This is a genomic window from Halobacterium sp. KA-4 (genome assembly GCF_021028995.1).
Classification (GTDB): Archaea; Halobacteriota; Halobacteria; order Halobacteriales; family Halobacteriaceae; genus Halobacterium.
In genome coordinates this window covers 1-14156 of the sequence record NZ_JAJJZG010000025.1, presented here as the reverse complement: position 1 = coordinate 14156, position 14156 = coordinate 1, and the positions used below count along the sequence as shown (strand labels likewise).

The window sequence follows — 14156 nt, the reverse complement described above, 5'->3', positions numbered from 1 at the left end:
GTCGAAACGCCGGTTCCGTTTGTGGAGAGCGGTGTCTTTAAACCTCAGGAACTGGATGATGGCGAGTCAGACCGTGTGGTAGCCACCGTCGACGTAGAGCAGGTGCCCGGTGACGTACTCTGCGTCGTCACCGGCGAGGAAGAGATACGCGCCAGCGAGGTCCTCGGGCGTGCCGAGGCGATCCATCGGAATGTCCGACCCAACCATCCGATCGTTAAGGTCGGGGAGGTCGGCATCGTCGACGATGAACGGCTCCTCGCGCTCAGCGTCGGTCTCGGGGTTTCCCTCGCCGAAGGTCGTCTCGATGATGCCAGGCGCGACGGCGTTCACTCGGATTCCGTACGGGGCGAGTTCCGCTGATGCGACGCGCGTCAGCATCATGACCGCTCCCTTCGAAGCGTCGTACATCGAATGCCCGATCTGTGCGTACTCGGAGCTAATGGACGCCGTGTTCACGATGCTCCCGGACGCCTCGCGGGCGAGCATGTCTCGGGCGGCAGCTCGACAGCCTGCGAACACGCCACGGACGTTGATGCCCATAACTTGGTCGAAGGACGCGGTCTCCGTCTCGACGAGTGATGCCTCACGATAGATGCCGGCGTTGTTCACCATGACGTCGACGCCACCGAACTCGCGGGCCGCCTCAACGACTGCTCCAACCTCGTCGGGTTTCGAGACGTCGGTTTCGATGAACTCGGCACGGCCCCCTGCGTCCTCGATGATCTCGTGTGTCGGCGCCGAGAGGTCCGTCTCTTTTGGCGTCTCGCGGAGATCTGCGTTGATGACTGTGGCGCCAGCAGTGCCGAACCGGCGGGCGACTTCACGGCCGATACCCGAGGTGCCGCCGGTCACGATTACAGTCTCGTCCGAGTAGTCGTGGGTTGTCGAGCCGGCACTGTCTAGTTGAGTTAGTTTGAGAAGTGAGCAGGTCGTTGAGTAACTTGTTCAGAGATGCTCGCAGACCTGCTCAGCGAGAGCTATGAACCGGATTTAGAAGAAACTTGGGAGAACGAGCGGACGGCGACACCCGTTAGGGCGTTCGCCGTCCGCCTTCACCAGACCGGTTGTTCGCTTCGAGAAACAACAACGATCTTAGCGGAATTAGGCGTTGAACGCTCTCATGGGGCGGTTTGGAACTGGGTGCATCGGCTGTCTGACAGCGGACGCGACCCGCCTGAGGCGCAGCCGAAGCGGGTCGCCGTTGACGAGACTGCTGTCAAGATTAACGGTGAGTGGTCTTGGCTGTATGCTGCAATAGACATCGACACAAAGTTAATCCTCGATGTCGCGTTATTCGGACGACATGGCACCGATCCGGCGGCGGCGTTCCTCGCTGGCCTCCGCGAGAAACATGATCTCTCAGAGGCTGAGTTTCTCGTCGATCAGTTCGGATATCGGACTGCCCTTGCTCGATTAGGGTTGAGCGGTCGGGTCAACTATACCGATCGAAACCTGATCGAAAAGTGGTTTCACACGCTCAAAATGCGGGTCGACCGCTTCCATAACTCGTGGGTGGGCAGTCGATCGAGCGTTCGAGAGTGGCTTGAAGAGTTTATGCATTACTACAACCGCCACAGACCGCACCAAGCTCTCGATGGAAAAACACCGATCGAGGTGGTCCAGAACTAGACAGTGCCGTCGAGCCCATAGCGTTATTGGTGCGACAAGTCACTTAGCCGTTCCCCTCACGGAGATGGGTCCTGTTCCCGAAGGGCAAATTATGTGATCTTCCTGTGGTCACCGCGGCCGTCGCTCCGCTTACACGACTCGACACGGCTGAGAGTCGAGGAGGAGAGGCGACTCACCGCTTCGATGGGAAGACTCGAACAGCCATAAAGAACTGGGAGTTTCCCTTCACTCAGACACCACCGAGACATGAACGAGATAGTAAGCAGCAGCACGTCCCGCCTCATTCCTCCGCGGCCTTGATGTCCAAACTATCAATTTCAAAGATAGTATTAAAATACGAGAGAAATTCCATCCCTGGCCGCGAAAATCTATCTTCCTCGATCATCGGCAATACAAGTTCGAACCAAGTTTTCTAGAGGGAATACAATCCAGGTCACGCCTACGAGATTTGCAATAGTACTCTTGAATCCATGAAAAGATTCTTTGTTTACTCAAACTACGATGTATCGTGTGTAACTGCATTAATACAGCAACTTCTTCGATATTAACCGGAGAAATAAGGTATTGGACTTCTGAGCACGCCTTTGACAACGATCAACAACTGAGTTCACTGCCAATAGTGAGCATTCCGATGTAGGTAATTCGCCTGGAGCGTGAGACACTCTTTAAAGTATCTTTCTAGATAGAGGAATACTAATATGATGCGTTAGTAATGTATATGACGCCCCCCATCCGAAGTAGAATTTCAAGCATCTAATTTAATTCCTGTATAGTATGGTAGTTGAATCTATTATTCCTAAAGGAAAACGTATATTTCCCTATCTACGGATATCCTAGATAAGATGGAAATAGAGTTGACTAGAAGACAGATGGCTGTCCTCGAAGTAGTCGTCGATCAGTACCGTGCGTCGGAGTCTGCGGTAACGGCCGAAGAAATCGGCGACTCTGTGGACCGTCACTCTGGGACAATCCGGAAGGAGACCCAGAGTCTGCAGGCACTCGATTTGATCGAAGGCATCACCGGGCCGAAAGGCGGGTATAAACCGACTGTCGAGGCGTATCGATTCCTCGACCGCCAGTCGTTCGACACGGCCGAGAATTTGACGCTCGCACACGACTACACCCGTATCGACGTCACCGTAGCCGAAATCGACTTCACCAGCGTCAATCACCCCGACCAGTGCCACGCGCAGGTGGCGTTTCGCGAACCAATCGACGACTTTGACGTCGGTGACCCAATTCTCATCGGACCGACGCCAAACTCCGAGCTCGTCGTCGGCGGAGAAATCACGACTATCGATCACCAGACAAACGAACTCCAGCTCTCCGTGTCCCAACTCGAAGCACCGCTAACCACCTGACCACCCACCCTCCACTGTCGTGACAGCAGACGACGTCGGGTCTGTAGCGCGATACGAATCCGCTAGCCCGACTGCGCGACGGCAGAGACCGTGCCGTCCTGTTGCCAGCCGCGGGCGTCGTAGTAGGCGTCGAGGGCGTCCTCGAAGCCCGGGAGTTGGTCTTCGTAGGGGAGCCGGTCGTCGTTGCGGTCGAGGCCGCGCTCGTTGTTGAAATGCCGCTCCAGCGTGACGATGCGGCTGCCGACGTCCAGCAGTTCTTCGAAGTCCGCGCCGAACAGCATCTCGTAGCGTTCGGGAGTCATGTAGTCCCGAGAGAACTTGCAGACGACGCCGCTGTCGTTGAGCGCCATCAGATTCTCGCGTTCGACGAGTCGCTGGGCTTTCCCGTCGAACCCTTCGGGCGCCATCGCCTCGTCGTCGGGGACGAGTGGGTACTCCACGGAATAGAAGGTGGCGTACATGTGGTCGGCGCCGCGGTTCGAGACAGCGTACGAGAGGCCTTGGCCGTGGAGAATGCGGCCTTCATGGGCCGCGAAGTCCATATTCTTGACCGACCAATTGTCGACACCAAGGTCGTCGTGGATGCGTCCGATTCCCTCCGCGAGTTCGTCACCGACACCCTCGCGGTGGGCGATCTGTTCGACGAGGTCCCAGACAAGTTCCTCGTTGCCGAACTCGTCTTCAGCAGCTAAGTACGCGGCGATGGTGTTGCCTGCGGAGATGGCGTCGAGGCCGTAGTCGTCGCAGAGTTGGTTGGACTTCATCACATCCACAATGTCATCCACACCCGAGTTGGAGCCAAAGGCCATCGCCACCTCGAACTCCGGACCTTCTGTTTCGACGCCGCGTGCCTCGTCTCGGGTTGGGAGTTTGCAAGCGAACGCGCACGCTGAACACGTTCCTTTCTTGTATTTCTTCTCGGCGACGGCGTCGCCGTTGATGCCTTCGACGCCCTCGAAGGACTGCTCGGAGAAGTAGTACGATGGGAGGCCGTTCATCTCGTTGGCAAGGTCCATCACCGACACTGTCCCCTGTTCTTTCATGATGTGGTCGTCAGTGGCGGCCTCCCGATGAATCTCCATCTGGCCGGCGGGCACGTCAATATCCGGGCGTGAGTCGCCGTCGAAGGTGAGGGCTTTCACGTTCTTCGAGCCGAGGACGGCACCGAGTCCACCACGACCGAACGCGCGCTCTTCAGTCGTCATGATGGAGGCGAACCGGACCTGGTTCTCCCCGGCCGGGCCGATGCAGGCGACGTGTTCGGATTCGAGGCCGTGCTCGTCCTCGATATACGTGCAGGTCTCCGGGACCGTCGCGCCCGCCAAGTCTGGGACTTCTTCGAAGGTGACGCGGTCGTCGCGGACGTGCACGATGATGAGGTCGTCGCTGGCGCCGGTGAGTTCGATAGCGCCGTAGCCCGTGTCCGCGAGGTGTCGGGACATGAACCCGCCCGCGTTCGAGGAGAGTAACCCATCGGTCAGTGGAGAGACGGAAGTCGCGTTGATGCGGCCGGTGAAGCTCATGTTCGAGACCTGCATCGGGCCCGTACTGAACACGAGACGATTCTCGGGCCCGAGCGGATCCGCGTCGAAGGGCGTCCGGTCGTGGACCAGTTTTGTCCCCACGCCACGCCCGCCGATGAACGACTCAAGCACCTCGCTGACGTCTTCTGTGTCGGCTTGCTGCGCCGAGAGGTTCACGGAGAGCAGCGGTCCGGTACTGTGTAACATTACCTACAGGGGGAGTGCGTGGCCTATTAATTGTTTTCAGGAACTCAATCCCAACCACTATCATCGGACTACCTGTAGCCGTGTATAGAATGAAGTTCGCCATCTATGGAGCAGGCGGTGTCGGCGGCTATCTGGGCGCACGACTCGCGGATGCAGGCCATGAGGTCCACCTGATTGCGCGTGGTGATCACCTTGATGCGCTCGCATCTGATGGCTTGCGTGTCGAAAGCCCGTTTGGGGAGACGGCAGTCGAGTTACCGGCGACCGACGACCCGGCTGATGTCGGCCACTGCGACTACGTTCTCTTCTGCGTGAAATCGCACGACACGAAGACCGCGGCCGAATCCCTCTCGCCGCTCCTCGGCGAGGAAACGGCCGTCGTGTCGTTCCAGAACGGCGTCGACAACGAGGACTGGATCGCCGACGTCGTCGGAGAGTCGCAGGTCGTCGGTGGCGTGGCGTACATTTTTTCGACCATCAAGGAACCTGGCGTGGTTGAGCATACTGGCGGGCCAGCACGGTTCATCTACGGGGAGCGTGACGGACGACGAACGAGCCGGATCGAAGCGCTCGACGAAGCACTCTCGGAAAGTGAGGGCGTCGACGCCGTGCTCGCGGACGACATCGACGTGGAGATCTGGCGGAAGTTCGCACTCATCTGCGCGCAGGCGGGCATGACCGCGACGACACGACTGCCAATCGGCGATATTCGTGAAACCGAGGCGTCGTGGACGATGTATCGCCGCCTCATGGAAGAAGTCTGCACGGTTGCGCGGGCAGAGAGTGTCGACTTGCCAGACGACACCGTCGAGGAGTGGCTCGAGTTCGCCCAGGATTTCGAGCCGGACATGTATTCATCGCTGCACTACGATTTGACGCACGGAAAGCAGCTCGAACTCGAAGCACTCCACGGCGCCGTCGTCCAGCACGCCGACGAAGTCGGGGTCCCCGCCCCGATGAACGAAGCCGTCCACGCGATTCTGAAACCCCACACGACGAACCAGAACTAGGGTTGGTCAGCACGTGGCTGCGACGGCATAGAACCCACTTCGCTGTTAGCGTGTTACAGATCGAACCTACCGGCGTTCTCTGTCGCGGTGAACTACCCCTGCCTACTCGCCGCTGTTGGCGGCTCTTTGAGGCAGGGGCTTCCTGATTCAACGACGCGACTTGCAGACACAGAAACCGTGTCCATAGCGGTCGCAGTCTCCACAGGCGTGTCTTCGGAGTATCCCACTCCTAGGTCTTCGAGACCGCGAGAAAGCACGTTCAGCGACGCGTTGAAATCCCGATCCAGCCTGAACCCACAACTGGCACACGAGTGCTCGCGCACCCACAACGGCTTCGCCGTCTCCACACCACACCGAGCGCACTCCTTCGTCGTCCCACGCGGTTCAACCTCGACCACGTGACAGCCGCGCTTGCGGCCGTGATGCTTGAGGATGCTGATGAAGTCACGCCAGCCGACCTCAGCCTTGTTCCGCGCGTTCTCAGGGGACTCCAGCATCCCCTTGACATTCAAATCCTCGACGAACACGGCGTCGTATTCCGTGGTATAATAGTGAGCGAGCTTGTGTTTGAAATCCCGCTTCTTGTTCGTCATCCTCGCGTGGACTTCGGCGACTTGTTGGCGCTGCTTCTCCCAGTTGTTCGACTCGTATTCTTTCCGGGAGAGCGAGCGTTGCTCGCGTTCGAGGCGCTTGCGCTCCTCAGACAAGTCAAGTCTGTCGATTGACCGGCCGTCTGAGTCGTGAATGAATTTCAACACGCCGAGGTCGAGTCCGACAGTGTCCTTGGGTTCGATATCTTCAGGTTCGGGTTTCGCTGGCTCGTCGGCTTCGATGCAGAAACTGGCGTACCACGCGCCCGTGGGTTCTTGTTTGAGTGTGACTTCTTTGATAGCGTCGTGGTCGGGGAGGTCGCGGTGGAGTCGTACTGGAATGTCGAGGGGTTCGCCGCGGACTTTCTTGAGTTGGAGTATGGCTCGGTTGTCTGGGCCACTCTTCTTGTCGAGTTCAAAGCCTGATTGCCGATACGTGAAACTCCGGAACTCACGCGGCGATTTCCAGTTCAACGACCCTACGTTGTACCCGTTGTCTTTCAGTTTCCCGAGGTTTTGGATGTTGGTGCGGATGCGCTCGACGGCTTTCTGGAGGACGGTTGACCAGACGTTCGTGAGGTCTGTCCACCAGTTTTTGAGGGCTGGGAGTCTGTCTCTGACTTGCCAGACGCGTTGTCGGAGCGTGCCAGCGTCCTCGGGGATTTTGTTGAATTCGTGGAGAGCGTGGTTGTACAGTTGTCGTACGATGTTTCGAGTCCAGTCAAGGTTCTCCCGTTGCGCTGTTGTCGGGAAGAGTCGGTATCGTGGACTGTACTTCATCGCCGTGGTAGTGGCTGGTGGGTGTGGTTTGTTAAAGGTTCTGATGAAAGGAGTTTGATATTTGTGCGGGCGCTGTATCCCCGCCCTACTCGCTTCCCTTGGTCGCTCGTTAAGGACGGGGGCTTAGGCCCTCACCGCCCTGCTAATCCCCCATCGGAACTCGCCGTTACTGCCGATTGTTCCGCGTAGCGTTCGCCCGGTCGAGTCAGTGTCGGGGGCTGGCGAGTAGACGACGCGCCCCCTCGAATCTGGTGGGGTTTGGCCGTCGGCTGTGAATTGGATTGCGTACCATACTGGTTCGGTGAAGACGCCCTCGTACGTTTCACGGGCACCCGGGGAGATTGTCGTAGAAGCCGTGAGTGTTCGCTGTGCCGGTCGGGTAGTCGTCTCACCCGTTACCGAGTATGGCTGTTCGCCGGGTTCTTCGCCGACGTCCGTGACCCGCATCGTGATCGAATGCGGGAGGTCGCTCTCGTTGGCGAACGTCAGACTCCCCGCTGGATGCTCGTCGGATTGTCGGAACGAACAACCGGCGAGGCCGCCCAAACTAACTGTTCCAAGCGTTGCGAGTACCGTCCGCCGATTCGTGGAGGGCATACCTACCTCTGCGACCGTCGCTCGGAAATGGATTCCGGGGGCGCGAAATACGACGTACAGCCTCCTTGGTAAAGAAGAAGATTGAGAAGGGGCGGTGCGTATTTTGTGGTAAGAAATGACAGACTCAGCAGATGAGGGTGCTTCCACGTTGGCACCCGATGATGCGTTCGCCATGTTGGGGGACGAAACTCGTATGGAAATCCTCCAAGCGCTTGGTAACGCTACTGAGCCGGTTAGCTTCTCCGAACTGCACGACGATGTTAGCGTTCGGGACAGTGGCCAGTTCAACTACCACCTCAACAAACTCGTCGGACACTTCGTTGAGCAGACAGAAGACGGATATCGGCTCCGCCAAGCCGGTCGTCGGGTGATCGAAGCAATTCTTTCGGGTGCGGTCACCAAAGCGCCCAAATTCGAGTTAACGACGATCGATGAACAGTGCCACTACTGTGGGGCACAGATTGCGGTCCGTTACAGCGAGGAGCGCGTCCAAATATATTGCACGAACTGCGAGGGAGCCTATGCGAGTCCGCGGCCGACTGATGAGCCGGATGTCCCCGGTGATTACGGGAGTCTTGGAGCGATGTTGCTCCCGCCCGCTGGCGTCGAAGGCCGAACACCAGAGGCCGCCTATCGGGCAGCGTGGACCTGGGGGAACCTCGAAATTCTGGCGATGGCTAGCGGGATTTGTCCGCGATGTTCCGCAGATACGGAACCTACCATCGATATCTGCGAAGACCATAATTCTACGGAAGGGATTTGTGGCAGCTGTGGGCGTCGATACGCCGTATTTCTCACATCCAATTGCACAAACTGCAATTACAAGATCGGGGGCGGCCTCTTTCTGGCGTTCTGCACCATAACGCCCCTGCTGTCATTCTTGCTTGAACACGACATCAATCCAATTTCCCCGGACGTAACAGATATCCACAAGCTGAATCGTGTCCATGAAGACTACACTGAGGACATCCTCACCATCAACCCGCTCAAGGTCCGACTCACAACAACCATCGAAGGCGATGAATTCGCGCTGACGGTTGATGAAGATCTGGAGATCTCCGACGTGAGCTATTGACCCGGCTAATTTTCGGTGGGAATTGATATCGTAGTGAAGGTCGCGCGGGTACACGGTTGGTCGATCGCAGCAACAAACGGACGCGACGGCGGCGCTCGTTTCGGAATTACCGGCATTCACCCCCGGTGAGCGTGGTCTGCGGACGGACCGCAAGACAACCCAACGAATCAGTCTTCGGTCACTTTCTCGTTGCGGCGGTCTCGCTCACGGGCATCTGTGGTCCGCTCTTCCGGTGATCCATGGCCACCACCACCGGGAGTGCGAATTGAGATAGTCGTACCCGCGCTGACATCCTTGGAGACCTTCGAGGGGACGATTTCGCCGTCGATGCGGTTCTCGCCACGCTTGCCGTCTTCACCACCGTTCACGCCGGCTGGAGCCGTCCGTCGCCGTTCAGTTAGCAGCGACACAGTCGCGTCTGTCTGCACCGTCACGGACCGCTCAAGCCCGAGGCCGCCACGGTACCGGCCATCGCCACCGCTGGAGGGGCGGAACGCGTACCGCTCGACGTGCAGCGGGTATTCGGCTTCCAGCGCTTCGATGGGCGTGTTGAGTGTGTTGGTCATGCCGACCTGAACGCCGTCCATCCCGTCTTTGTCCGGTCGTGCGCCGAACCCGCCGGCAATCGTCTCGTAGTACGTGAATTCGCCGTGCCGGTCGCCGATAATCAGGTTGTTCATCGTCCCCTGGCCGTCTGCCGGCACGCGCTCGGGGATGGCTTCCGCGAACGCTCGTAGAGTGACGTCCGTCACTCGCTGACTCGTCTCGACGTTGCCACCAACCACCGCCGCAGGCGGCTCGGGATCGAGAACTGACCGTTCCGGGACGGACACTGTAATCGGGTCGTAGCAGCCCTGGTTTGGGGGAATCTCCGGATCAGTGACGGCACGAACGACGAAGTAGACGGCGCTTTTCGCGACGGCACGTGGGGCGTTGAGGTTCCCATCGACTTGTCCCGCCGTCCCGTCGAAGTCAACTGTGACTTCGGTGTCCTCGATCGAGACGGTTGCTTGAATGGGGATGTCCTCGTCGGTTATGCCGTCGCCTTCGAGGATGTCGCGGGCGTCGTAGGTGCCGTTGGGGAGTTCCCCGATTTCGGCTTCCATCCGGTCCCGGGAGTACTCGATGACGGCATCGAACGCTCGTAAGAGTAGGTCGCCGTGTTCGGCGAGAAGCTCCCCGATTCGTTCTTCGGCGCGTTCGTTCGCCGCTCGCTGCGCCCGCAAGTCCGCTCGCCGCTCCGCCGGCGTTCTGACGTTCGCCAGAATCAGATTCTGGACGTCCTCGTTGACCTCGCCGCCTTCGACGAGCCGAACGGCGGGCAACCGCAGTCCCTCCTCGTAGATTTCCATCGCGCCGGAGGGCATACTTCCTGGAGAACTACCGCCGACGTCGGCGTGGTGTGCGCGCGAGACGGCGTACCCGATGATGTCACCCTCGGGTGCAATCGGGGAGACGAGCGTGATGTCGGGGAGGTGGGTGCCGCCCGCGAACGGGTCGTTGACGATGAAGACGTCCCCGGGCTCTGGGTCGTTTTCCATCACGACGTCGACCGCGTCGGGCATCGCGCCGAGGTGGACGGGGATGTGTTCAGCCTGCGCGATCATGTTGCCGTCCGCGTCGAACAACGCGGTCGAGCAGTCCTGTCGCTCCTTGATGTTCGGCGAGTACGCGCCAGTGATGAGGAGATGCCCCATCTCTTCGGCGATGCTCTCGAGTTGATTCCGGAGGATTTCGAGCGTGACTGGGTCGATGTCGGCAGTCGATTCCCCGGTGGCTTCGTCGGAAGTGTGGTCGTGTGCTGTCATTCTGCCTCCGTTTCGGCGACGAGCGCGCCATCCTCGCGGACGGACACCGTCCACGCTGGCGGGACGACGGTGGTGCTTTCGTTCTCCTCGATGACTGCTGGTCCCTGGATTGTTTCGCCTGGCGCTACTTTCGCGCGGTCGTAGACCGGTGTCTCGTGGACACCATCGGCGAAGACGGCTTCACGAGTTGCTTTCTGTGGGTCGCCGGTTGCGTCGTAGTCTAGGGCCGGCGGCGTCCGGGCGATAGTTGCTGTCACCCGGCAGTTGACCAAGTGCACCGGTTCGTCCATTTGGTAGCCGTAGGCGGTCTCGTGTGCGTCTGCAAACCGCTGTTTGGCCGTCTCCGGGTCGAACTGACCGTCAACGTCCACGGTCAGTTCGAAACTCTGCCCGGCGTACTTGAGGTCCACTGACCGGTCGAGCGTCGCGTTCGCCCGGTCCGACACCGCATCGAGGACGTCGGCTTCGAGCTCGGTGAAGATGCCGGCAACCCGGTCCGCGTCGGCGTCCGCGAGTGGTTGCCGGTACGTGCGCACTGCGTCCTGTTTTTCGTCGGCAGCCAGCAACCCGTACGCGGAGAGGACCCCGGAAGCGCGCGGGATAACGACGCGATTCATGTCGAGGCTGTCCGCGAGTTGGACGGCGTGCATCGGCCCTGCGCCACCGAAGGCGACGAGTCCGAAGGTTCGGGGGTCGTATCCGCGTTCGACCGTCACAGACCGAATTGCTCGCGTCATGCTCGCGTTCGCAACCCGGTAGACTCCACGGGCTGCCTCGACGGGTCCGTCCATCCCCGCTTCGGCGGCGAGATCCTCGAGCACGTCGTACGCCCGGTCTTCGTCGAGGGAGAGCTCCCCGCCGAGGCTGGTGCTGTCCCCGATGTAGCCGAGGACGAGATTCGCGTCAGTCACGGTCGGCTTCGAGCCACCCTTCCCGTAGCAGGCTGGCCCGGGATTCGCGCCGGCGGACTGCGGGCCGATTCGGAGTGCGCCACCGGCGTCTACCCACGCAATCGAGCCGCCGCCTGCGCCGACCGTCTCGATGTCGACCATCGGAGTTCGGATTGGTCGGTCGTTGATTTCGGCGTCGGTTGTCCGTTCGACCGTCCCGTCGCGAATGAGGCTCACGTCACTGGATGTCCCACCCATGTCGAACGTCACCAGATCCGGCTGCTCGTCGGTGCCAGGACTCGCTAACGCGTTCGCTCCAACGACACCGGCTGCGGGGCCGGAGAGCGCCGTCAACACTGCCTTCTTGCGGACGGTCTCGGCGTCCGTAATCCCGCCGTTGGCCTGCATGATTCGTGGTGCGGGAATGCCCGCGGATGCGGCGCGTTCGGACAACCGCCCGACGTAGCGGTCGATTGCCGGCCGTACGTACGCATCCACGACCGTCGTCGACGTGCGTTCGTACTCACGGAACTCTCCCAGTACCTCGTGCGATGCCGACACCGGCACGTCGAGTTCCTCCCGAAGCAGCCGCGTCACTGTCCGCTCGTTCTCGGGGTGTGCGTAGGAGTGCAGCAGCGAAACCGCGACTGCTTCCGCATCGTCGTCGCGAATTGCCGCTGCGACCTCCCGTACCTCCTGTTCGTCGACCTCGTCGGTGACACCCTCCGGCGTCGTCCGTTCGGAGACTTCGTATCGACGGTGTCGTGGCACGAGCGGATCGGGTTTCTCCGCGTCGAGATCGTACAACGACGGGCGGTCCTGCCGCCCGATTTCGAGGACGTCGCGGAATCCGGCTGTCGTAACGAGCGCGGTCTTCGCTCCGTCTTCTTCGAGCAGCGCGTTGACAGAGACAGTCATCGCGTGCGAGAACTCCGTGAGGTCGCTCGGCGCGATGCCTGCATTCGCACACGCTTTCTCGATGCCCGCAATCACGCCGTCGCTCTGTTCGTCGGTGCTCGGGACTTTCGCCGTGACGAGTTCCCCGTCGACCAGCAACGCGACGTCAGTGAACGTCCCGCCGACGTCGACACCGACGATGTTCGCCGGCATTCACAGCACCCCCAGCACACCGAGCAGTCCCTGCACGCCGACCCAAACAACGACGAGCGTCACGGCGAGGCCAAGGACGTTCGCGACGGTGCTGTTCGTGTATTCACCGAGGATGTCTCGGTCATTCATCGCATAAATTAGGAAGACTGCCAGAATCGGGAGCAATACGCCGTTCAGGACTTGGGCGAAGACGATAATCTCGACGGGGCTCCCGCCGAGGAGAATCGAGAGAATCCCCACACCGAGAATCGTCCCCCAGACGGCGCGGAATTTGGTGCTCTTCATGTCCGAATCCCAGCCGAGAGCGCCGGTCGTCGCCCACGCGCCGGCCAGTGGTGCCGTTGTAGCGCTCGTGAACCCGGCCGCGAACAGTCCGATGCTGAAGAACAGTTTGGCGTACGGACCGGCCAGTGGTTCGAGTTGCACTGCCATCTGCCCAACGTCGCTGAGTTCGGTGCCGGTCGGGAAGGCTGCAGCAGCGGTCACGAGAATCGTCATCGTGATGATGCCGCCGACGACGATGGAGGCGACGGTGTCGATTCGCATTTCGCGGAGGTCATTCGGACCATCCCAGCGTTCTTGGACGTTGCTGGCGTGGAGGAAGAGGTTGTAGCCGACGATGGTCGTGCCGATGAGGCCGGTGATGACGTACGCGGAGCCGGAGGGAACACTTGGCACGAATCCGGCCGCGATTGCGTTGAGGTCGGGGCCGATGAGAACCGCCGAAGCGACGAACGAGATCGCCATGATGGCGACGAGGCCGACGAGCGCGCGTTCGATGAGTTTGTAGCGGCCGGTGAACAGCAGGATGCCAGCGACCACGCCCATCAGAACGCCCCAGACGGTGGCGCTGATGCCAGTGATTGTTGCGAGGCCTTCGGCACCGCCGATGATGTTACCGGCTTCGTAGGCGGCTGTACCGACGCCGATAGCGCCGATGACGAGGAAGATGCTGATGTACTCGACGAGCTGGTTGTCGAATCGGGTTCGGAGCGCTTCGCCGAGCCCCTGTTCGGAGACGAGGCCGAGGCGTGCGCTCATTTCTTGGAGGACGATTGTCGCGATGATAGCGAAGGCAATCGTCCAGAGGAGTGCATATCCGTACTGAGCGCCGGTGACGCTTGCAGTGGTGACGGTGCCTGGACCGATGAACGCTGCCGCGACCATTGCGCCAGGCCCGATTGCTTTGATTTGATCGATTAGACTCATAGTAATCCCTTGTGGCTAGGTACCACGATACGAATTACCAGTAAAAACGGTTGTTAAGACGCGTGTGCATCCACCACATCACCCGTGTGAAAACCCGACTCAGGCTTCCTTCAACAGCACCTTCGAGACGCTCTCCTCGACCTCTAACTCGAAGGGAAGCTCCGCCACACTCCCCTCGATGAACCGAGTCATGAACCAACGATTCGACTCCGAGGGAAAGACCACATGATAACTGTCACCGAGGGTGTCATAGAACTCTTCTCACACCGTGATGATCGTGCTTCCCGGATTGTCTCCGCGTTCGTAGTTGGTGATAGCGACGACAAGGCGAAGGCACAGGGCAAGAAACACCTGCGCTCGTGCGTGG

At 59.9% G+C, this 14156-nt stretch carries 10 protein-coding genes and 3 pseudogenes; 4 read left to right on the top strand and 9 right to left on the bottom strand.

The genetic code is table 11. The features are described from left to right. Positions 1–66: 66 nt before the first annotated feature. Positions 67–891, bottom strand: a pseudogene (locus LPA44_RS16400) (SDR family NAD(P)-dependent oxidoreductase); the annotation flags it as partial. A 60-nt stretch (positions 892–951) separates the two neighbouring features. Here LPA44_RS16400 and LPA44_RS16395 point away from each other — a divergent pair. Both LPA44_RS16395 and LPA44_RS16390 read left to right on the top strand, forming a co-directional pair. Next, complete coding sequence (locus LPA44_RS16395) at positions 952–1629, top strand: IS6 family transposase (protein WP_230890575.1); 678 nt, start codon at positions 952–954, stop codon at positions 1627–1629. A gap of 842 nt (positions 1630–2471) precedes the next feature. Continuing rightward, entirely contained in the window at positions 2472–2990 is a 519-nt protein-coding gene (locus tag LPA44_RS16390) for a TrmB family transcriptional regulator (RefSeq protein ID WP_230890574.1), read from the top strand. Positions 2991–3052: 62 nt separating this feature from the next. Here LPA44_RS16390 and LPA44_RS16385 read toward each other — a convergent pair whose 3' ends face one another. After that, entirely contained in the window at positions 3053–4720 is a 1668-nt protein-coding gene (locus LPA44_RS16385; protein WP_230890573.1) for an aldehyde ferredoxin oxidoreductase family protein, read from the bottom strand. An 89-nt stretch (positions 4721–4809) separates the two neighbouring features. Between LPA44_RS16385 and LPA44_RS16380 the strand changes: the two genes are divergently transcribed. Continuing rightward, on the top strand, positions 4810–5730 hold the full coding sequence (locus LPA44_RS16380; protein WP_230890572.1) for a 2-dehydropantoate 2-reductase: 921 nt from the start codon (positions 4810–4812) through the stop codon (positions 5728–5730). Between the two features lie 92 nt (positions 5731–5822). Here the strand turns inward: LPA44_RS16380 and LPA44_RS16375 are convergent, their stop codons facing one another. Both LPA44_RS16375 and LPA44_RS16370 read right to left on the bottom strand, forming a co-directional pair. Then, on the bottom strand, positions 5823–7100 hold the full coding sequence (locus tag LPA44_RS16375) for an RNA-guided endonuclease InsQ/TnpB family protein (protein ID WP_230890571.1): 1278 nt from the start codon (positions 7098–7100) through the stop codon (positions 5823–5825). Between the two features lie 123 nt (positions 7101–7223). Further along, positions 7224–7697, bottom strand: coding sequence for a hypothetical protein (locus LPA44_RS16370; protein WP_230890570.1), 474 nt, complete (start codon positions 7695–7697; stop codon positions 7224–7226). A gap of 115 nt (positions 7698–7812) precedes the next feature. Here LPA44_RS16370 and LPA44_RS16365 point away from each other — a divergent pair, with 115 nt between their 5' ends. Continuing rightward, on the top strand, positions 7813–8772 hold the full coding sequence (locus tag LPA44_RS16365) for a winged helix-turn-helix domain-containing protein (RefSeq protein WP_269070404.1): 960 nt from the start codon (positions 7813–7815) through the stop codon (positions 8770–8772). Between the two features lie 167 nt (positions 8773–8939). On the opposite strand, the gene LPA44_RS16360 is transcribed toward LPA44_RS16365, so the two are convergent. The 5 genes and pseudogenes from LPA44_RS16360 to LPA44_RS16340 form a co-directional block, all read right to left on the bottom strand. Further along, complete coding sequence (locus LPA44_RS16360; RefSeq protein WP_230890568.1) at positions 8940–10580, bottom strand: hydantoinase B/oxoprolinase family protein; 1641 nt, start codon at positions 10578–10580, stop codon at positions 8940–8942. Then, complete coding sequence (locus LPA44_RS16355; RefSeq protein WP_230890567.1) at positions 10577–12580, bottom strand: hydantoinase/oxoprolinase family protein; 2004 nt, start codon at positions 12578–12580, stop codon at positions 10577–10579. Before LPA44_RS16355 ends, LPA44_RS16360 begins: the two co-directional genes overlap by 4 nt. After that, positions 12581–13789: an Nramp family divalent metal transporter gene (locus tag LPA44_RS16350; RefSeq protein WP_230890566.1), complete on the bottom strand. Its 1209-nt coding sequence runs from the start codon at positions 13787–13789 to the stop codon at positions 12581–12583. It abuts the gene before it with no gap. A 99-nt stretch (positions 13790–13888) separates the two neighbouring features. Beyond that, positions 13889–14023 (bottom strand): annotated as a pseudogene (locus tag LPA44_RS16345) (CopG family transcriptional regulator); the annotation flags it as partial. A gap of 27 nt (positions 14024–14050) precedes the next feature. Further along, a pseudogene (locus tag LPA44_RS16340) lies at positions 14051–14156 on the bottom strand (IS5/IS1182 family transposase); the annotation flags it as partial.

Excerpts from the sequence above, each read along its gene's own strand:
- LPA44_RS16395 (WP_230890575.1), top strand. The coding sequence starts at position 952 with ATGCTCGCAGACCTGCTCAGCGAGAGCTATGAACCGGATTTAGAAGAA.
- LPA44_RS16390 (WP_230890574.1), top strand. The coding sequence starts at position 2,472 with ATGGAAATAGAGTTGACTAGAAGACAGATGGCTGTCCTCGAAGTAGTC.
- LPA44_RS16385 (WP_230890573.1), bottom strand. The coding sequence starts at position 4,720 with ATGTTACACAGTACCGGACCGCTGCTCTCCGTGAACCTCTCGGCGCAG.
- LPA44_RS16380 (WP_230890572.1), top strand. The coding sequence starts at position 4,810 with ATGAAGTTCGCCATCTATGGAGCAGGCGGTGTCGGCGGCTATCTGGGC.
- LPA44_RS16375 (WP_230890571.1), bottom strand. The coding sequence starts at position 7,100 with ATGAAGTACAGTCCACGATACCGACTCTTCCCGACAACAGCGCAACGG.
- LPA44_RS16370 (WP_230890570.1), bottom strand. The coding sequence starts at position 7,697 with ATGCCCTCCACGAATCGGCGGACGGTACTCGCAACGCTTGGAACAGTT.
- LPA44_RS16365 (WP_269070404.1), top strand. The coding sequence starts at position 7,813 with ATGACAGACTCAGCAGATGAGGGTGCTTCCACGTTGGCACCCGATGAT.
- LPA44_RS16360 (WP_230890568.1), bottom strand. The coding sequence starts at position 10,580 with ATGACAGCACACGACCACACTTCCGACGAAGCCACCGGGGAATCGACT.
- LPA44_RS16355 (WP_230890567.1), bottom strand. The coding sequence starts at position 12,580 with ATGCCGGCGAACATCGTCGGTGTCGACGTCGGCGGGACGTTCACTGAC.
- LPA44_RS16350 (WP_230890566.1), bottom strand. The coding sequence starts at position 13,789 with ATGAGTCTAATCGATCAAATCAAAGCAATCGGGCCTGGCGCAATGGTC.